Here is an 18,847-nt window from a genome sequence, read left to right on the forward strand (position 1 = left end):
CTTATGTTTACGCACGTCTGACGCGACGGTGACGATCCGTCGTGCGTGATGACCCCGGAAATCGAACCTGGGGCACGCGTGGAAGCGGGAGGACCTACATGCGAAAGGGACGTTTGGCCGCACTGGTCGCGGCCCCGCTGGCGGTGGCGGTGCTCGCCACCGGCTGCGGTGGCGGCGGCAGCGGCTCGGGAGAGGACGGCGTCGTCACCCTCGACTGGGGCGAGCCCGAGAACCCTCTGGTCCCGGCCAACACCACCGAGGAGAACGGTGGGTTCATCGTGAACGCGATGTTCACGGGCCTGGTGAACTACCGCGCCAGTGACCTCAAGGTCGAGAACGCGGTGGCGGAGTCGATCGAGACCACCGACAACCAGAACTTCACGATCAAGCTCAAGCCGGGCTGGACCTTCCACGACGGCACGCCGGTGAAGGCGAAGAACTTCGTCGACGCGTGGAACTACTCGGCTTACGGCCCCAACGGTTTCCAGGGCGCGAGCTTCTTCGAGCAGATCGAAGGCTACGACCAGGTGCAGTCCGAGGACCCGGACGGCGAGGACGGCCCCGCGCAGGCCCCGCCGCCGGCGGCCAAGGAGATGTCCGGTCTCAAGGTCGTCGACGACACCACGTTCACGGTGAAGTTGAAGGCCCCGTTCACGATCTTCCCGGTCGTGCTCGGCTACTCCGCTTACATGCCGCTGCCCGACTCCTTCTTCGCCGACCCCAAGGCGTTCGAGGAACACCCGATCGGCAACGGTCCCTTCAAGTTCGAGGACCGCACCCCGAACGTCGAGCTGAACCTGGCCGCCTACGACAAGTACGCGGGCACCGACAAGCCGACGATCAAGGGTGCGAAGTTCAAGGTCTACGACAACCTCGACACCGCCTACCAGGACCTGGTCTCGGGCAACCTGGACTTCCTGCGTGCCGTTCCGGTCTCCGCCCTGGTCGGCGACAAGTGGAAGCAGGACCTCGGCGAGCGCGCGAAGCAGAAGCCGGGCCTGCTCACCCAGAACCTGGGCATCCCGATCTACGACGAGAAGTTCAAGAACCCGCTGGTCCGCAAGGCGATCTCGATGTCGATCGACCGCAAGACCATCGCCCAGCAGGTCTTCTCGGGCGGTCGGGACCCGGCGGACGGTTTCGCCACACCCGCGGCCGACGGTTACCGCCCGGCCCAGTGCGGTGAGGCCTGCGAGTTCAACCCGGAGAAGGCCAAGCAGTACCTGGCCCAGGCCGGTGGCTTCCCCGGCACCCTGACGCTGGAGACCAACGCCGACGGCGGCCACAACGAGTGGGTGCAGGCCGTGGCCGCGAGCATCCAGCAGAACCTGGGCATCCCGACCCAGTTCGTGCCGGTGCCGACCTTCGGCGAGTTCCGCCAGAAGGCCAACTCGTTCCAGTTCGACGGCCTGTTCCGCACCGGGTGGAAGGCCGACTACCCGAACATCGAGACGTTCCTGACGCAGCTGTACCGCACGGACGCCTCGTCGAACGACTACAAGTACTCCAACCCGGCGTTCGACGCCGCGCTGGACAAGGCGAACGCGGCTCCGACCATCGAGGCCGCCACTGCCGCCTACGCCGACGCGGAGAAGATGCTCGGAGAGGACCTGCCGGCCATCCCGCTGTGGACCCAGCCGGTGCAGTACGGCTTCTCCGAGCGGGTCGCCGAAGGTGAGGTCAAGGCCTACCGCGAGCTCGACCTGAGCACGGTGCGCCTGAACCCGTAGGACCGAGAGCTCGCCCGGCCCACCGCAACCCGGTGGGCCGGGCCCTGCTCTGCTGTTGATGGAGGAGGCCCGGATGGGTCGCTACGTGTTGCGGCGGCTGCTGCAACTGATCCCGGTCTTCATCGGGACGACGTTCATCATCTACCTGCTCGTGTGGGCGATTCCCGGCGATCCGTTCGCGGGGAAGTGCGGGGACCGGGGTTGTCCTCCCGCCTACATCGCGGAGATGCACGAGAAGTACAACCTGGACGATCCTCTGATCCTCCAGTACCTGAAGTACCTGGGGAAGCTGCTGTCGGGTGATTTCGGAGAGACCTACTCCGGAACCGCGATCTCCTCGCTGCTCGAGCAGGCCTACCCCATCACCGTCCGGCTCGCCCTCGTCGCCCTGGTCATCGAAGCGGTCATCGGTCTGCTCGCCGGTGTGCTGACAGGCCTGCGCGGGCGCGGCTTCCTGGACAACCTGGTGCTGGTGTCGACGCTGTTCCTGATCGCGCTGCCGGTGTTCGTCACCGGTTTCGTGCTGCAGGTGGTGCTCGGCTCCGAGCTGGGGCTGATCAGGACCACGGTCTCCTCCGATCCCACGATCGGCGAACTCATCGTTCCCGGGTTCGTCCTCGGATCCTTGTCCATGGCCTACGTCTCCAGGCTGACGCGCACCAGCATGATGGAGAACAAGCACGCCGACTTCGTGCGCACCGCCGTCGCCAAGGGCCTCAAGCCCCACCGGGTCGTCGGGGTGCACATGCTGCGCAACTCCCTGATCCCGGTGGTCACCTTCCTGGGCACCGACCTGGGGTCGCTGATGGGTGGCGCGATCGTCACCGAAGGCGTGTTCAACATCCGCGGCATCGGCGGCCTGGTCTACAAGGGGATCACCACCCAGGAAGGCACCACGGTGACCGGGATCGTCACCGTCCTGGTGCTGGTCTACCTGCTGATGAACCTGCTGGTGGACGTTCTCTACGCGGTGCTCGACCCGAGGATCCGATATGACTGACCCGAACCGCACCACCGGCCTCGCCACCACCCCCGCGCCCGAGGTGGCGCGAGCGGACGACGGAGCCGACAAGGCCAAGAACGAGAAGCCCCGCGGTCTGTGGAGCGACGCCTGGCGCGACCTGCGTCGCCGGCCGCTGTTCCTGATCGCCTCGTCGATCATCGTGGTGCTGCTGATCATCGCCGCCTTCCCGCAGCTGTTCACGCACACCGACCCCAACTTCCAGGACCTGACCAAGGCCCGCCAGACGCCGTCGGCGGAAGCGTGGTTCGGCTACGACAACCTCGGCCGGGACCTCTACGCCCGCACCATCATCGGCGCCCGCGCGTCGATCCTGGTCGGCTTGGTGGCCACGCTGCTGACGGTGCTGCTCGGCGGGGTGATCGGCATCGTCGCTGGCTACTTCGGCGGCAAGGTGGACACCCTGATCTCCCGGTTCTCCGAGATCTTCATGGGACTGCCGTTCGTGCTCGGCGCGATCGTCATCCTGACCACCATGAACGCCGACATCACGATCCCCAGCGGCGCCCGGGTCATCACCCAGGTCGTGGCGACGATCGCGGTGCTGTCCTGGCCGATCTCGATGCGCATCATGCGCTCGGCGGCGATCGCGGCCAAGCAGCAGGACTACGTCAAGGCCGCCCGCGCGCTGGGGGCGAGCCCGGCCCGGGTCATCATGCGGCACGTGCTGCCGAACACCCTGGCCCCGGTGATGGTCTACGCGACCATCGCGCTCGGCGGGTTCATCGGTGCTGAAGCGACGCTGTCGTTCCTGGGCATCGGCCTGCGTGAGCCGGTCGTGTCCTGGGGCGTGATGATCGCCGAGTCGCGCAACTACATCCAGGCCGCGCCGCACCTGCTGTTCTTCCCGGCTGGTTTCCTGGTGGCCACGGTCCTGGCGTTCGTGATGCTCGGCGATGCCGTCCGCGACGCGCTCGACCCGAAGCAGAAGTAGGAGGAACCGCTGTGTCCGCAATCCAGAACGAGACCTCGGCGGAACACCTGCTGGAGGTCGAGGACCTGCACGTCGAGTTCCGCACCCGGGACGGTGTCGCGAAGGTCCTCAACGGCGTGAACTACCACGTCGACGCCGGCGAAACCCTCGCCGTGCTGGGCGAATCCGGCTCCGGGAAGAGCGTCACCGCGCAGACCGTGATGGGCATCCTGGACGTCCCGCCCGGGGCGATCACCGGTGGTGCTGTCCGCTACCGCGGCGAGGACCTGTTGACCGCCACCGACGAGCGCAGGCGCGACCTGCGCGGCGACTCGATGGCGATGATCTTCCAAGACGCGCTTTCGGCGCTGAACCCGGTCTACACGGTCGGGTTCCAGATCGCCGAGCAGCTGCGGATGCGGCGCGGCACGTCCCGCAAGGACGCGATGGCCAAGGCCGTCGAGCTGCTGGACCAGGTGAAGATCCCCAACGCCAAGCAGCGCGTGAAGGAGTTCCCGCACCAGTTCTCCGGCGGCATGCGGCAGCGCGCGATGATCGCGATGTCGCTGGCGCTCGACCCCGACCTGCTCATCGCCGACGAGCCGACCACGGCGCTGGACGTCACCGTGCAGGCCCAGATCATGGACCTGCTCGACGAGCTGCGCCGGGAACGCGGCATGGGCCTGATCCTGATCACCCACGACCTGGGCGTGGTCGCCGAGGTCGCGGACCGGATCGTGGTGATGTACGCGGGCAGGATCGTCGAGGCCGCCGACGCGTACTCGCTGTACAAGACCCCCGGTCACCCCTACACCGACGGTCTGATGCGGTCGATCCCGCGTCTGGACCTCAAGGGCCAGGAGCTGGAGACCATCCGGGGGTTGCCGCCGAACCTGATGTCCGTGCCGCCGGGATGCCCCTTCCACCCGCGTTGCCCGCGGGCCGAGGACAAGTGCCGCACGGAGGTGCCGACCGACCACAACCTCGGGTTGGGCCGGATCAGCGCCTGCCACTTCGCGGAGGAGATGATGAGCCGTGGCTGAGCCGATCCTCCAGGTGCACGACCTGGTCAAGCACTTCCCGGTGCGCGCGGGGATCCCACGCCGCACGGTCGGGCACGTGCGGGCGGTCGACGGCGTGTCCTTCGACCTGCATAAGGGCGAAACCCTCGGCGTCGTGGGCGAATCCGGCTGCGGCAAGTCGACGCTAGCGCAGGTGCTCATGCGGTTGGAGAGCCCGACCAGCGGCACGGCGACGTTCGAGGGGCGCGACATCTTCACGATGCGCGGTGCGGAACTGCGCAAGCTGCGGCGGGACATGCAGATCGTGCTGCAGGACCCGTACACCTCGCTGAACCCGCGGCGCACTGTCGGCGACATCGTCGGCGAGCCCTTCGAGATCCACCCCGAGGTGGCGCCGAAGGGGGAGCGACGCCGCAAGGTGCAGGAACTGCTGGAGGTCGTGGGTCTCAACCCCGAGCACATCCACCGCTACCCGCACCAGTTCTCCGGTGGCCAGCGGCAGCGCATCGGCATCGCCCGCGCGCTGGCGCTGCGGCCCAAGGTGATCGTCTGCGACGAGCCGGTGTCCGCGCTCGACGTGTCGATCCAGGCGCAGGTGATGAACCTGCTGGACGACCTGCAGCAGGAGTTCGGGTTGTCGTACGTGTTCATCGCGCACGACCTCGGTGTGGTTCGGCACCTGTCGGACCGGGTCGCGGTGATGTACCTCGGCAAGATCGCCGAGATCGGCACCGAGGACGACATCTACGAGCACCCGCAGCACCCGTACACCCAGGCGCTGCTCTCGGCGGTTCCGGTCCCGGACCCGACGCTGCGGGGCAAGCGCGAGGTCATCCGCCTCACCGGCGACGTACCGAGCCCGGCCAACCCGCCGTCGGGCTGCCGCTTCCGCACCCGCTGCTGGAAGGCCCAGGACATCTGCGCCGAGAAGACCCCGGAACTGGAGGTCCGCCTCGGCAACCACCCCGCGGCCTGCCACTTCGCGGAGGAACACCCCCACGTCGTCGCCTGACCCGGCACGAGGACGGGCGCCCCGCCGAACTCCGGTGGGGCGCCCGTCCTCGTGCTGCGATCACCCGTCCGAGGGGCGTGCGGTCGTGTCCCGCTCACCCCTGGCCGGGTGGTCGGTGTCGCCGGGGTGGCTGAGCAGGAAGACCCTGGGGGCGACCCGGCGCATGTCCCCGCCCCGGGCGACGACCAGTCCCGCCGCGAAGTCGACGAGCTGGGTCGCCTCGGAACCCGGGACGGCGGTGAGGTCCATCAGGACGGTGTTGCCCCTGCGGTAGCAGTCGCCCACGTGGTAGCCGTCCTGGTAGTTCTGCGGGTGCAGCGTCGTGACCACCTGCTCAGTGTCACCCACCGCACGTCGGTGTCAATCGCAACCGCCCGCGGCGCGCCGGAAACCCGTCGGAACCCCCGAAGAACTCCGCGGGCGTCAGTCTTCGGAGAGGAAGTTCGCCAGGTCTTCCGACTGCTGGAGCCGGGACGGTTCGTGGACGTACATCATGTGGCCCGCCGGGTAGTAGCGGACGTCGATGTTCTCCCGCAGCTCGTCCGGGACGGGCAGGCGCGCCAGCACGTGCTCGGCGGCGAAGTACGGCGTGGCGCCGTCGGTGTACCCGCAGCCCACGTGCACCTGCATGTGCGGGTTGGCCTGCATCGCGGCACCGAGACGGTCCACGACGGAGACCGCGGCCCCCTCGAACTCCTTGTACGACCAGGGCTGCACCCGGCCGGTCAGGGTCTCGTAGGGCAGGTCGCTGCGGTAGTCGAGCTCCTCGCGCAGGTAGTGGTTGATCGCCGCCGCGTAGGCGCCGCGGATACCGGAGATGCTCGGGTCGTCGGTGAAGCGCTCCACCGCGGCGTCCGGCTCCCAGCCGGTGAACCGTCCGTCCATCCGGCCGACGGTCTTGCGCTCGTCGCGCAGCAGCTCGGTGAAGAACCGGATGTGCTCGATGCGCAGGTTCACGCGGTCCACGTAGTCCTCGCTCAACCCGGACAGCTCGGCGAGCTTGCGCACCACGTCGGCGCGTTCCTCGGGGGTGAGTCGCGCACCGCGGGCCAGCGCCCACGGGTAGTCCTCGGCGGCGAACTTCTCGGCCTCGTCGAGCACGTCGCGCAGCGGGCGGTCGCCGTGCTTGCCGTGGTGGTGCGCGATGGCGGCGTAGGTCGGCAGGTAGAGCGAGTAGGGCAGGTCGTTGCCCTCGGTGAACCGGATCGTGCCCATGTCCAGCACGGACGAGATCAGCAGCAGCCCGTTCGGGTACCAGCCGTGCCGCGACTGGAGGTGGTCGGCCAGAGCGGCCGCGCGCAGCGTCCCGTAGGACTCGCCGGCGAGGTACTTCGGCGACATCCACCGGCTGTTGCGGGTCGTCCACAGCCGGATGACCTCGGCGATCGACTCGATGTCGCCCTGGAAACCGTGGAAGTCGTCGGGTTTCCCGCCCTCGACGGCCCGCGAGTACCCGGTCGAGACGGGGTCGATGAACACCAGGTCGCTGTGCTTGAGCAGCGTCTCGGGGTTGTCGGCCAGGCCGTAGGGCGGGGGCGCGAGGTCGCCGGCGTCACCGGAGAGCACCCGGCGCGGCCCCAGCAGACCGAGGTGCAGCCACACGCTCGCCGAGCCCGGCCCACCGTTGAACGCGAAGGTCACCGGGCGGTTGCTGCCGGGGGCGGCGTCGACGACGTAGGAGGTCAGGAACACCTCGGCCTTGGGCTTGTGCCCGTCGAACTTGCCGTCGGCGTAGACCTCGTCGCGCAGCACGACGCGTCCCGTGGTCGCGGTGTAGGACAGCTCGGTGCCGTCCGCGGTGATCGCGTGGTGGGTGCTGACCAGGTCGTCCACCGGCTCGGCGGGGTTGGTGTCCTGCTGCGTCGCCTCGTCGGTCTTCTCCTCTGCCATGTCGCCCACAGTACGTGCCACCGGAGGCGTTTTCTGTCAGTTTTGCGGGGTGGACACGAGCTCGGAGCTGATCACCAACCCGTCCGGACATCCCGCCGACGCGGCCCCGGGAGCAGGCCATCTCGCGGAACTGGACGAACTCGTCAGCCGCTGCACGGCATGCCCTCGGCTGGTCGCCTGGCGCGAGGAGGTCGCCCGCGTCAAGCGCGCCGCCTTCCGCGACGAGGAGTACTGGGGCCGCCCGGTTCCCGGCTACGGCCCGGCCGACGCGGAGATCGCGATCGTCGGACTCGCCCCGGCCGCCCACGGCGGCAACCGCACCGGCCGGATCTTCACCGGAGACCGCTCCGGCGACGTCCTCTTCCGAGCGCTCTACGACGTCGGCCTGGCGTCCCAGCCCGAGTCGGTGTCGCTGCACGACGGCCTGACCCTGCACCACCTGCGCATCACGGCCCCGGTCCACTGCGCCCCGCCGGCGAACAAGCCCACCCCGGCCGAGCGCGACACCTGCCGCCCCTGGCTGGTCCGCGAGCTCGACCTGCTCCGCCCCACGCTGAAGGTCGTCGTGGTGCTGGGCGCCTTCGGCTGGCAAGCGCTGCTCCCGGTCATCGCCGACGCGGTCTGGGAGGTCCCGCGCCCCCGCCCCAAGTTCGGCCACCTCGCCCACGCGGAACTCCCCGCCACCGACGCGGGCTCCCCGCTCCACCTGCTCGGCTGCTACCACGTCAGCCAGCAGAACACCTTCACCGGCAAGCTCACCCCGGAGATGCTGCGCGAGGTCTTCGACCGCGCCAAGCAGCTCTCGGGGATCGGGTGACGCCGTACGAGTCGCTCGACTGGCCAACGGAGTCGCTGTGACCGCGGCATGCGTGCATGGCCGTGTTGACCATGGAGAAGTGCCGGAGGACGTCGAGGCAGCCCTCGCGCGGGAGGCCCGAGAACGGGGGCAGTCCCTGCAGGCCTTCCTGCTCGGAGTGCTCAGGCGCCGAGCTTCCTTCGGCCGAACAGTCAGCTGATCTGCGAGATCGAGTGCGACCTGGCCGAGGGCGGTGGAGCAGGCGCGCCCGGCCACCCAGGCGGTGGAGTGGGCCGCCGTGACCCATCCGGTGTGTGAAGTGCGATGTTATGAGCTGGTGTCGAGCTGACCGATGACCGCCTGAACCGCCGAGCGCGAAAACCGCGCCTCCCGGGTGGTTCCGCGTGCGATCCTCAGCGGGTGCGAGATCTGCCGCCGGGCCAGCGTCGTGCCGAGCTGGAGCGGTTCGGGTTGCCGGAGTTCGCGGGACGTGTCGGCGTGGTGCCTGAGCGTCCGGTGCTGACCGTGCAGGGCGCGGTGCGGTACCCGGCGCAGTTCGACCTGGCCGAGCTCCTGGGTGGGTTGCCGGAGCTCGAGCAGTGCAGCGACCTGCACTGCGTGACGACGTGGAGTGCGCTCGACCTGCGCTGGTCGGGGGTGCGGTTCCGGGACCTCGCCGCGGGCATCGCCGAGGAGGTCCGCCCGCACCCGCGCGCGAGGTGGCTGGTGGCTACCGGACTGGACGGCTTCCGCTCCTGCTCGTCCCTCGACGACGTGCTCGCCGAGAAGGTGCTCGCCGCCACGCGGTTGAACGGGGTGCCCCTCGGGCCGGAGCACGGTGGGCCGCTGCGCCTGGTCTCGCCGGACCAGTACGGGTACAAGAGCGTGAAGCACCTCGTCGCGCTCGAGTACCGGCTCACCTACGAGTCCGGCTCGGCCGGCTTCAGGGAGCACCCTCGTGCCCGGGTGGCCCGGGAAGAGCGCAGCCGCTACCTGCCCGGTCCCGTCTGGCGCCGCGTCTGGGCAGCCGCGCTCCCCCTGGCCCGCCGGCCCTACCGCGCCCGGCGCTGACGGTCGAGACCGTGCGTCAGGACAACGAGTAGGCGAGGTTGAGCTCGTAACCGTTGTCGGCGTGGCCTGCGATGGCGATCTCGGCTTCACCGCGGAGCTCCTCGAGGTCGCCGGTGCCCATGCCGGGCACGACCTGGAGGTGCGCCGAGACCGAGGACTTGTCCTGGGTGCCGACGTGCTGGAAGACGCAGGAGCCTTCGTGACCTGCGATCGATCCCTCGAAGTGCTCGAAGCACAGGACCGGGGCCGCATCGGACTTGTAGGCGATCAAGTACGTCAGGGTGCTCGTGCCCTCGATGTCCCCGGAGTAGGTGTACCGCACCTCGGCGCGGGTGATGCCCCGGTTCGGGTAGTAGGCGTCGCCGGCCTGGGTGCCTTCGCCGTCGATGTCGACGACGAGGTGCTCGGACCACGCGGAGACGGAGAAGCGGGCTGCGGCTTTGTGCTGGTAGCTCATGCACCTGAACGTAGGTCGCGTGCGTCGCGCGGGTCTTGAACGAACGCGACGGCTTACGCTGGGCCCATGTCGATTGCCGGGCGACCCGAGGCGGTCGTGCGCCCGAAGGCGGGGGAGCGGGCGTTCGACGTGGAGCGCGTCGCGCCCGACCCCGCCTTGGCCGAGTTCGTCGACTACTACTGGCTCGTCCGCTGGAACGTCTCCGGTGAGCACCGGCAGCAGGTGGTGCCGCAGCCGCGGGTCCACATCGCCGCGGAGGACGGCAGGCTCTTCGTCCACGGCGTCTCCCGCGGCCCGTTCTTCCGGACCTTGACCGGAGCCGGCCACGTGCTCGGCGCGGCCTTCCACCCCGGCGGTTTCCGGGCGCTGCTGAAGGGCAGCGTCCGGGCGATCTCGGGAACCGTGCGCACCGCTGAGGACGTCTTCGGGCACGACGACCGACCGGCGGCCGCACGGATCCTGGCCACGAGCGCCACGGCCGAGATCGTCCCGGTCCTCGACGCCTACCTGCAGGCCTGCGAACCCGAACCTGACCCGGCGGGCCGCGAGGCGACCGAGCTGGTCGACGAGGTGCGGAAGCGCCCCGACATCGTGCGCGCCGAACAGCTGGCCCAGCACGCCGGGCGCAGCCTGCGCAGTCTGCAGCGCTTGTTCTCCGAACACGTCGGCATCGGCCCGAAGTGGGTCATCCAGCGCTCCCGCATCCTCGACGCCACCGCGGCCGCTCACTCCGGTGAACCCGTCGACTGGTCCGCGCTCGCCGCCGAGCTCGGGTTCAGCGACCAGGCCCACCTGACCCGCGTCTTCACCCAGGTCGTCGGCACCGCCCCGGCCACATACCGGCGCGACCCCGGCACCGGGGCGTGAGGCGGCGGAAATTCAGGTGCGGCCGGAGGACGAGGTCGTCACGATCGCGGTGTGGACCACCGTGAGCTGAGCGCGCTGGCGCACGCCGGGCACCCCGTCGCCGCCCCGGTCAGCGACGCCACCGTGACCACGCTGCTGCGACGGGCCGAGGTCGGGTCCGCCGTCCTCGACCTCGGGTGCGGCGCGGGGGAGTGGGTGCTGCGCGCTGCCGAGGAGCACTAGGCGGTGCGCGCCGTGGGCGTCGACCTCTCCGAAGGCCCGTTGCGCCGAGCCGAGGAGGAGGCGCGGCGGCGCGGCCTCGCCGAGCGGGTGTCGTTCGTGCAGGCCGATGTGCGCGAGCACCGGTCCGGCGGCGGCTTCGACCTGGTCGTGTGCGTCGGGGCGGCGCACGCGTTCGGCGGGTTGAGCGCGACGCTGCGCGCGGCGGGCGAGCACCTCGCTCCGGGCGGTTCGCTGCTGGTGGGTGACGGGTTCTGGGAACGCCCGCCCGATGAGGAGGCGCTCCGGGCCCTCGGGGCGGAACCCGGCGACCTGATGAGCCTCGCGGACGTCGTCGACGTCGTCGAGGACGCGGGGTGGGCGCCGGTCCACGGGCACGTCAGCGAGCCGGGCGAGTGGGACGACTACGAGTGGTCCTGGACCGGTGCGCTGACCAGCTGGGCCCTCGACCACCGCGAAGAACCGGACGCGGCCGAGGTGCTGGAGGTGGCGCGCGCCCACCGCGACGGCTGGCTGCGCGGGTACCGGGGAGTCCTCGGGTTCGTCATCCTCCTGCTGCGGCGCCGCGAGGGCCGGTGAAGGTCGGTGGCGTGTGGCAGTTTCGGGCTCATGACTGATGAGAAGGCCGTGCTGCAGCTGTACTTGGACCAGGGCCGGGACGCCGTGCTCTGGAAGGTCGAGGGGTTGTCCGAGTACGACCTGCGTCGGCCGATGACGCCGACCGGGACGAACCTGCTCGGCTTGGTCAAGCACCTGGCCACCGTGGAACTGGGGTACTTCGGGGACGTCTTCGGGCGTCCGTCCGGGATCCCGATGCCCTGGACCGGCCCGGGCGCCGAGCTCGACGCCGACATGTGGGCCCGGCCCGACGAGTCCCGCGACTGGGTCCTCGACCTCTACCGGCGCGCCCGCGGCCACGCCGACGAGACGATCGACGCGCTGGAGCTCGACTCCCGCGGTGCGGTCCCGTGGTGGCCCACCGGCGAGGTGACGCTGCACCGGATCCTGGTGCACGTCATCCAGGAGACCGGTCGGCACGCCGGGCACGTGGACATCCTCCGCGAGCTCATCGACGGGTCCGTCGGCCGCGGTCCCGACAACGACAACATGGCCAGCCACGACGAGTCCTGGTGGCGGGAGCACCGCGAGCGCCTGGAGCGCGTCGCTCGAGAAGCGGCCCGGTAGGCTTGATCAACGACGAAGTCCCCCGGGACGTCACCGCTTTCCGATGCGGGCGCTGGCCGCGGTCACCTTGATCGAGAAGTGGTGCGTTCCGTGGTCTCTCCCGCCGAAGATTCGGTAGGGTGAGGCGCAGCCGGACCGCCTGACGTCAGAGGCGATGTCCTGCCACGCCGCCCTCCGCGCTTGTTCGATGCAGAGCGCGTACGCAGCGCGTATGGTCGCCTACCGCGCGTTGATCGTGATCGACGCCACTCGCGACTGGCGTCACATTAAGGGGGGTAGCTGCAGCGCGCTCACGGTATGTGGTGCGACGATGAAGCCATGGCTGGTAAATCCGATCCCACGCGGATTCTCATCCTCGGCGGCGGTTACGTCGGCATGTACACGGCACTTCAGCTGCAGAAGAAGCTGGGTCGCCGTGAAGCTTCCGTGACGGTCGTCGATCCTCAGCCGCACATGACCTACCAGCCCTTCCTGCCGGAAGCGGCCGCGGGTTCGGTTGAACCCCGCCACGTGGTAGCGCCACTGCGACGAGTGTTGAAGCGGTGCCATGTGATCACCGCGTCTGTCACCGAGATCAAGCACAGCGAGAAGCTCGTCACGATCGAGAACCCGCAGTCCGGCACCGAGACGCTCGGCTACGACGTCCTCGTCGTGGCGCTGGGCTCGGTCTCCCGGCTGCTGCCGATCCCCGGCCTGGCCGAGGAAGGCATCGGGCTCAAGACCGTGGGCGAGGCGACGTACCTGCGCAACCACGTGCTGGCCAAGATGGACGCCGCGGCCAACACCGACGACGAGGAGCTGCGCAAGCGGCTGCTGACCTTCACCTTCGTCGGTGGCGGGTTCGCGGGCGTCGAGGCGCTGGCCGAGCTGGAGGACATGGCCCGCTACGCGTGCCGCGACTACGGGAACGTGAGGCCGGACGACATGTCCTGGGTTCTCGTCGAAGCCGCCGGCCGGGTGATGCCCGAGGTCAGCGAGAAGATGGGCGTCTACGTCGTCAAGGCTCTCGAAGAGCGCGGCATCAAGGTCTACTTGAACACCTTCCTGAAGTCGGTCGAGGGCGGTCACGCCGTCCTGTCCGACGGCACCGAGTTCGACACCGACACCCTGGTGTGGAACGCGGGCGTGAAGGCCAACCCGGTGGTCAAGAGCAGCGACCTGCCGCTCGACGAGCGGGGACGCGTCAAGGCTTCCGCGCACCTGCAGGTCGAGGGCCTCCCCGAGGTCTGGGCCGCCGGTGACGTCGCCGCAGTGCCGGACCTGTCCAAGACCGACGAGGACCCGGCCGCCACCTGCGCCCCGTCCGCGCAGCACGCGGTTCGCCAGGCCGACCAGCTCGCCAAGAACGTGCTGGCCACCCTGCGCGGCAAGCAGACCAAGGCCTACCGGCACGCCTACGCCGGCTCGGTCGCCGGGCTGGGCCTGTACAAGGGCGTGGCCGACGTCTACGGGTTCAAGGCCAAGGGCTTCGTGGCCTGGTTCATGCACCGCAGCTACCACGTGAGCCGGATGCCCACGTTCAACCGCAAGATGCGGATCGTCATCGACTGGACGCTGGCGTTCCTGTTCAAGCGGGAAGCCGTGTCCATGGGTCAGATCGAGAACCCGCGCGCTGCCTTCGAGCGGGCCGCCGCGAGCTGAGCCACCCGAGCCGATGGACACCCCTGGCCGCGCGTCGACGATGACGCGCGGCCTTCATGTTTTAAAGATCTCGTCCGAGCGGTGGACAGCGGACCCGGCTTCATCGACAATGTGTAGTGGGTAATCGAAAACCGAGGTGAATCTTCACCTGAAAGGATGCGTCACCTGGGGGAAGGGTGAATCCCTTGACGCTGAAAGAGCTGGCCGCGATCTTGCGTCGTGGGGACGCGCAGGACGGCCCCATCGCCGACTTCGAAGCGGATTACACCGAGGCCGCGAAGGTGTTCTGGAAGAAGGACGACTGATCATGAGCGCGGGCGAGAAGCGGCCCGCTGATCTGGGGGAACGGGCAGAGCCGGAGCTCCGCCCGACACCTGTGCTGCTCCAGGGGCAGGACTACTTCGTCCGCGCACCGGACACGCCGCTGGACTTCCAGGAACGCATGTACCAGGCGGGGCTCGTCGAGGAGGAGCCCGGCGACCCCGTGCCCTGCGTGGTGGTGCTCTCGCGCGCCACGGACATGGAGATGAACGGGCTCTCCCTCGCCCTGGCCGAGCGCGACGTCCGCATGGTGCGCATCGACGCCGACCGCTGCGTGGGTGTGCCACTGACGGTCCACGCGGATACCCCTCTGATCGAATTCCACCGCTGGCTCTTGCGCCCGGTGCTGATCTGGCGGCGACACTTCGACATGGCCGCCGTACCCGTCGACCCCGCCACCGTCTACGGGGCCTACGTTCGGGAGCAGTGGCAGGCTGTCGGCGACTGGCTGACCGCGCGCGACGATTGGGAGCAGGTGAACACGGGGCGGTCCCGAGGACTCGACCGGCTGACGCAGCTGCAAGGCGCCGCGTCGGTGGGCCTGCGCGTCCCGCGCACCTCCGTGACCACCATGCCCGGGCGCAGCAGGCCCGGTGGCGCGCAGTGCATCGTCAAAGCCGTCGGGCACCACATGCTCGAACCCGAGCCGGGTGCGCTGCGCGGGCTCTTCCCGCAGCCGCTGGACATCCGCCGCACCGGCCGCGACGCGCGCGAGCCCGCGCCGGTGGTGGTGCAGCAGCACCTCGACGCCGACGAGGAACTGCGCGTGTTCGTGGTGGGGGAGCGCGCGATCGGGTTCCGGGTGCACAAGCTCGACCCGGCGCAGCTGTGGGTGGACCCGGAGTCGGTCGCGGTGGAACCGGTCGAGGTGCCCGAGGAGCTCGTCGAGCCGCTGTTGCGGTTGTGCCGCCGGTGGGAGCTCGACGTCGCCGGGTTCGACCTGCTGCGCGTCGCGGGCGCGTGGGTGTTCTTGGAGGTCAACGTCAACAGCGATTGGCGCTGGTTCGAGCAGCGCGCGGACTGCGAGGAGGTCTCCGCAGCGGTGCACGACTGGGTGTGCTCGCGGTTCGACGAGCTGGTGGTGTCGGCAACGGTGGGCGAATGGGGCAGCTGGTGACCGGACGGCAGCAGATGTGTGGAATCTTCACGTGCGCGGGAACCTTAGGCGATCTCGCCGCGTCCTAGTGGCGTACCGGCACGCGCGTGCCGGTACGAACCCTGGCCCCCGTAGCCCAATTGGCAGAGGCAGACGACTTAAAATCGTCAGAGTGTCGGTTCGAACCCGACCGGGGGCACTTGCTCGAGCCAACGGGTCGAGCGCCTCCCGCGCCGCCCGCCTCCGGGCGTCCTGCTCTCCCCGCCGAACCCCACCTCGGTGACCTTCCGCCCGGTCGCGTTCGGACATCCCTTCGGTGAACCTCTCGAACCCGGTGGACCGCCGGACCGCGGGCTCCGCGACCCCCCGCCGGGGCGGCGCCGCACGTCACGGCGTCCTCGGCTGTGGTGCGCTTCATCGCCGACGCCTACGGGGTGGGGGTTTCGCGCCGGGTGGGCGAGCAGCGACAATGCGCGCTCATGGCCTACGAGCGAGACCCCCGGGCCGGACGGCCGGGGCAGTCAGGACCGCAGCAGCCCGGACCGCCTCAGGGCGGTCAGCCGAGGCCGCCGCAGGTACCGCCAGGACAGGCGCCGCCGGGACCACCGCCGGGCGGTCAGCCGAGGCCGCCGCAGGTACCGCCAGGACAGGCGCCGCCCGGACCGCCGCAGCAGGTCCCCCCGGGGCAGCAGGTGCCACCGGGGCAGCCGGTGGGCGGTCAGCCGCAGCAGCCGATGCCACCGCAGTACCCGCAGCCGCAGCAGCCGGCCCAGCAGCCCCCTGGTGGAGTTCCGGGCTACCAGCCGCCTGCCAACAACCCGTACCCGGAGACGCGCGTCGGACCCCGCGTCGACGACCCGTACGCCGATCCCTACGGCTACCGGGACGACCCGTACGCCGATCCGTACGCCGACCCGTACGGCTACCGCGATGACCGGTACGACCGCTACCGGGAGCCGGAGCGCGACCGCTACCGCGACGACCCCCGCGACCGCGACTACGACCGCCGCGACCGCGACTACGACAGGCGCGACCGGGACCGGTTCCACGGCCCCAGCGCGGACGCCATCGGTCGCACGGTGCAGGTGTTCAGCGCGCTGATCGCGCTGGTGTTCGTGCTGCACATCATCTTCTCGGTGACGGGTGCGAACCAGGGCAACGACTTCGTCGCCTTCACCTACGGCACCGCGAAGTTCTTCGTGCTCGGCCTCGGTGACGTGTTCACCCCGGGAGACGCGACGATCGGTCTGGTGCTCAACTACGGGCTGGCCGCGCTGATCTACCTTTTCGCCGGCCGGATCATCGCCCGAGCGCTCCGCCGGTGACTCCGCGTCGAACCGGGCCTGGTGTGACCCGGGCCCGGTATCGCGCACGTCACCTGTCGGTGTGACCTGCGCAAACAGTCCGTGTTCGGAGCGGTGTGCGGCGACTGCCAGGGGGCGGGCGCCCTCGGCGACCAGGGCATGGCACCCTTGAACTGGCGGGACCTGCTGTTCAGGCGGGTTCAGCCGCGCACGTACGGCCCGGGTTGCGCCGGATGGACACGACGTCGGGCGCTCGCCCTCCAGCGGCCCATGACCAGGAGTAGCTGAGTGGAAAGTTTCTTCTCCTTCATCCTCTACCCGGTATCGGCGATCTTGTGGTTCTGGCACAAGGTCTTCGGGACCGTGCTCGGTCCGGACAACGGCTTCGCCTGGGCCCTGGCCGTGTTCTTCCTGGTGTTCACGCTGCGCACGGTGCTGATCAAGCCCGCGCTGAGCCAGATGCGCGCCGGTCGCAAGATGGCCAAGTTCGCGCCGCACATCCAGAAGCTGCGCGAGAAGTACAAGAACGACCGCCAGCGCATGGCGCAGGAGATGCAGAAGCTGCAGTCCGAGCACGGGGTCAACCCGCTCGGCGGCTGCCTGCCCGCGCTGCTGCAGATCCCGGTCTTCCTGAGCCTGTTCCACGTGCTGCGGAACTTCCACCCGGGCGCGGAGAGCAACTTCGTCTTCGACAAGACCGGGGTGGACTCGTTCATCCAGGCCGACATCTTCGGCGCGAAGCTGTCGAACTGGATCACTCAGCCCGCGCAGGAGCTGGCGCTGTTCGGCACCGACCGGACGTCGATGATGATCGTCGGCATCCCGCTGATGCTCGTCGCGTCGGTGGCCACGTACTTCACCATGCGGCTGTCGGTGAAGAAGCAGACCGACGCCTCGATGGCCAACCCGCAGTCGGCGATGATGGCCAAGTTCATGATGTACATCGCGCCGATCGGTGCGATCGTCTCCGGCTGGTTCCTGCCGATCGCGGTGCTCCTGTACTGGCTGGCGAACAACGTCTGGACGCTGGGCCAGCAGCACTTCCTCACCAAGAAGATCGACGCCGAGCAGGAGCGCGAGCGGCAGAAGGAGATCGAGGCGAAGAAGGCCACGCCTCGTCCCAAGCCGGGGCAGAAGCCGGTCCGCGAGGACAAGGGCGAGCCCTCCGCCGAGGGTGAGACCACCACGGCCACGGCCACCGAGGCCAAGCCGGCCAAGCCCGCTCCCGGCCAGCGTCCGGGGGGTAAACCGGGCGGAAAGCCCGGTGGCAAGAAGGGCCAGCAGAAGAACCGTCCGGGCAAGCAAGCCTCCAGGGCGAAGAAGCGACGTTAGACACCTCTTGGTGGAAGGCCGGTGGATCTTGTGTCCACCGGCCTTCCGCTTCGGGTAAAGTCCGGCTTTACCGACCCGGGAACCGATCGGGAACGCCGGTCGTTGAATTCAGTGACGGCGCAAGAACGCCCAGGAGGATGAGTTGCGCACAACGAGCAACCCCGCGTTCCGCAAGCTTCCGGAAATGGCCGGTGGCTACGCGAACTTCAACTACGGCCAGGGCCAGCAGTCGCCCTACGGCCAGGCGCCGGCTGCTCCCCCGCAGACCGCGCGTCCGATGACGATCGACGACGTGGTCACCAAGACCGCCATCACCCTGACGCTGGCGGTGATCACCGCCACGCTGACCTTCCTGGTCGGCCCGCCGGCGGTGGGTCTGGCCCTGCCGGCCGCGCTGGCCGCACTGGTCATCTCACTGGTGATCGTCTTCACCAAGAAGGTCCGACCGGCCCTGGTCGTGGCCTACTCAGCCCTCGAGGGCGTGTTCCTCGGCGGCATCAGCTACGCCTTCGCCTCCATGTTCAGCCCGGGCATCATCATGCAGGCGATCGTGGGCACCCTCGGCGTCTTCGCCGCCATGCTGGTCGTCTACAAGACCGGCGCGATCCGGGTCACCCCGAAGCTGACCAAGTGGATCATCGGCGCGGTCGCGGGTGCGGCGGTGCTGATGCTGGTCAACCTGGTCGCCGGCTTCTTCATGTCGGGTGGCCTGGGCCTGCGCGAGGCGGGCCCGCTGGGCATCGGCTTCAGCCTGCTGTGCATCGGCATCGCGGCGTTCAGCTTCCTGCTGGACTTCGACGCCGCTGACAAGGCCATCCGCAGCGGTGTGGACGCCAAGTTCGCCTGGTACATCGCCTTCGGCCTCATGACCACGCTGGTCTGGCTGTACCTGGAGATCCTCCGCCTGCTGTCGTACTTCTCCAGCAGCGACTGATCCCACAGCGACCGGCGCCGAGCCCGGACTCGAAGT

At 69.3% G+C, this 18,847-nt stretch carries 19 protein-coding genes and 1 tRNA gene; 17 read left to right on the forward strand and 3 right to left on the reverse strand.

Annotated features, from left to right (window positions below):
• Positions 1-98 precede the first annotated feature (98 nt).
• From EIL87_RS15725 to EIL87_RS15745, 5 genes are all read left to right on the forward strand, one after another.
• Entirely contained in the window at positions 99-1,730 is a 1,632-nt protein-coding gene (locus tag EIL87_RS15725; RefSeq protein ID WP_199740433.1) for a peptide ABC transporter substrate-binding protein, read from the forward strand.
• Positions 1,731-1,803: 73 nt separating this feature from the next.
• Positions 1,804-2,730, forward strand: coding sequence for an ABC transporter permease (locus EIL87_RS15730; protein WP_125091293.1), 927 nt, complete (start codon positions 1,804-1,806; stop codon positions 2,728-2,730).
• Positions 2,723-3,685: an ABC transporter permease gene (locus EIL87_RS15735; protein ID WP_125091294.1), complete on the forward strand. Its 963-nt coding sequence runs from the start codon at positions 2,723-2,725 to the stop codon at positions 3,683-3,685. Before EIL87_RS15730 ends, EIL87_RS15735 begins: the two co-directional genes overlap by 8 nt.
• Before the next feature lie 11 nt (positions 3,686-3,696).
• On the forward strand, positions 3,697-4,707 hold the full coding sequence (locus tag EIL87_RS15740; RefSeq protein ID WP_125091295.1) for an ABC transporter ATP-binding protein: 1,011 nt from the start codon (positions 3,697-3,699) through the stop codon (positions 4,705-4,707).
• Entirely contained in the window at positions 4,700-5,698 is a 999-nt protein-coding gene (locus EIL87_RS15745) for an ABC transporter ATP-binding protein (RefSeq protein ID WP_125091296.1), read from the forward strand. Before EIL87_RS15740 ends, EIL87_RS15745 begins: the two co-directional genes overlap by 8 nt.
• Positions 5,699-5,758: 60 nt before the next feature.
• On the opposite strand, the gene sepF is transcribed toward EIL87_RS15745, so the two are convergent.
• Positions 5,759-6,046: a cell division protein SepF gene (gene sepF / locus EIL87_RS15750; protein ID WP_125091297.1), complete on the reverse strand. Its 288-nt coding sequence runs from the start codon at positions 6,044-6,046 to the stop codon at positions 5,759-5,761.
• Positions 6,047-6,121: 75 nt separating this feature from the next.
• A complete protein-coding gene (locus tag EIL87_RS15755; RefSeq protein ID WP_125091298.1) occupies positions 6,122-7,588 on the reverse strand; it encodes a S10 family peptidase in 1,467 nt (488 codons plus the stop codon).
• 70 nt (positions 7,589-7,658) lie between these two features.
• Between EIL87_RS15755 and EIL87_RS15760 the strand changes: the two genes are divergently transcribed.
• Together EIL87_RS15760 and EIL87_RS15765 are read left to right on the forward strand one after the other, a co-directional pair.
• A complete protein-coding gene (locus EIL87_RS15760) occupies positions 7,659-8,405 on the forward strand; it encodes a uracil-DNA glycosylase (protein ID WP_325049478.1) in 747 nt (248 codons plus the stop codon).
• A 399-nt stretch (positions 8,406-8,804) separates the two neighbouring features.
• Positions 8,805-9,455: a molybdopterin-dependent oxidoreductase gene (locus EIL87_RS15765; protein ID WP_125091300.1), complete on the forward strand. Its 651-nt coding sequence runs from the start codon at positions 8,805-8,807 to the stop codon at positions 9,453-9,455.
• A gap of 16 nt (positions 9,456-9,471) precedes the next feature.
• On the opposite strand, the gene EIL87_RS15770 is transcribed toward EIL87_RS15765, so the two are convergent.
• Positions 9,472-9,912 carry a DUF3224 domain-containing protein gene (locus EIL87_RS15770; RefSeq protein WP_125091301.1) on the reverse strand — a complete coding sequence of 147 codons (441 nt, stop codon included), beginning with the start codon at positions 9,910-9,912 and terminating at the stop codon, positions 9,472-9,474.
• A gap of 66 nt (positions 9,913-9,978) precedes the next feature.
• On the opposite strand from EIL87_RS15770, the gene EIL87_RS15775 reads away from it, so the two are divergent.
• The 10 genes from EIL87_RS15775 (at position 9,979) to EIL87_RS15820 (ending at position 18,811) form a co-directional block, all read left to right on the forward strand.
• Positions 9,979-10,779: an AraC family transcriptional regulator gene (locus tag EIL87_RS15775; protein WP_125091302.1), complete on the forward strand. Its 801-nt coding sequence runs from the start codon at positions 9,979-9,981 to the stop codon at positions 10,777-10,779.
• A 51-nt stretch (positions 10,780-10,830) separates the two neighbouring features.
• A complete protein-coding gene (locus EIL87_RS27470) occupies positions 10,831-11,001 on the forward strand; it encodes a hypothetical protein (protein ID WP_233576283.1) in 171 nt (56 codons plus the stop codon).
• Between the two features lie 3 nt (positions 11,002-11,004).
• On the forward strand, positions 11,005-11,577 hold the full coding sequence (locus EIL87_RS15780; protein ID WP_233576284.1) for an SAM-dependent methyltransferase: 573 nt from the start codon (positions 11,005-11,007) through the stop codon (positions 11,575-11,577).
• Positions 11,578-11,607: 30 nt separating this feature from the next.
• A complete protein-coding gene (locus tag EIL87_RS15785; protein ID WP_125091303.1) occupies positions 11,608-12,183 on the forward strand; it encodes a DinB family protein in 576 nt (191 codons plus the stop codon).
• A 318-nt stretch (positions 12,184-12,501) separates the two neighbouring features.
• Positions 12,502-13,824, forward strand: a complete 1,323-nt coding sequence (locus EIL87_RS15790) for an NAD(P)/FAD-dependent oxidoreductase (protein WP_125091304.1) — start codon at positions 12,502-12,504, stop codon at positions 13,822-13,824.
• Between the two features lie 307 nt (positions 13,825-14,131).
• The gene (locus EIL87_RS15795) at positions 14,132-15,262 is read left to right on the forward strand and encodes an ATP-grasp domain-containing protein (protein ID WP_233576285.1); all 1,131 of its coding nucleotides are present in this window, start codon (positions 14,132-14,134) and stop codon (positions 15,260-15,262) included.
• Positions 15,263-15,366: 104 nt separating this feature from the next.
• Positions 15,367-15,440: transfer RNA gene (locus EIL87_RS15800), tRNA-Leu, on the forward strand.
• Between the two features lie 493 nt (positions 15,441-15,933).
• A complete protein-coding gene (locus EIL87_RS27475) occupies positions 15,934-16,566 on the forward strand; it encodes a hypothetical protein (RefSeq protein WP_233576286.1) in 633 nt (210 codons plus the stop codon).
• A 267-nt stretch (positions 16,567-16,833) separates the two neighbouring features.
• Entirely contained in the window at positions 16,834-17,877 is a 1,044-nt protein-coding gene (gene yidC / locus EIL87_RS15815) for a membrane protein insertase YidC (RefSeq protein WP_125091305.1), read from the forward strand.
• A 142-nt stretch (positions 17,878-18,019) separates the two neighbouring features.
• On the forward strand, positions 18,020-18,811 hold the full coding sequence (locus tag EIL87_RS15820) for a Bax inhibitor-1/YccA family protein (RefSeq protein ID WP_125091306.1): 792 nt from the start codon (positions 18,020-18,022) through the stop codon (positions 18,809-18,811).
• Positions 18,812-18,847 lie beyond the last annotated feature (36 nt).

The sequence above is a fragment of the Saccharopolyspora rhizosphaerae genome (assembly GCF_003931915.1).
In the GTDB taxonomy this organism is placed as follows: Bacteria; Actinomycetota; Actinomycetes; order Mycobacteriales; family Pseudonocardiaceae; genus Saccharopolyspora; species Saccharopolyspora rhizosphaerae.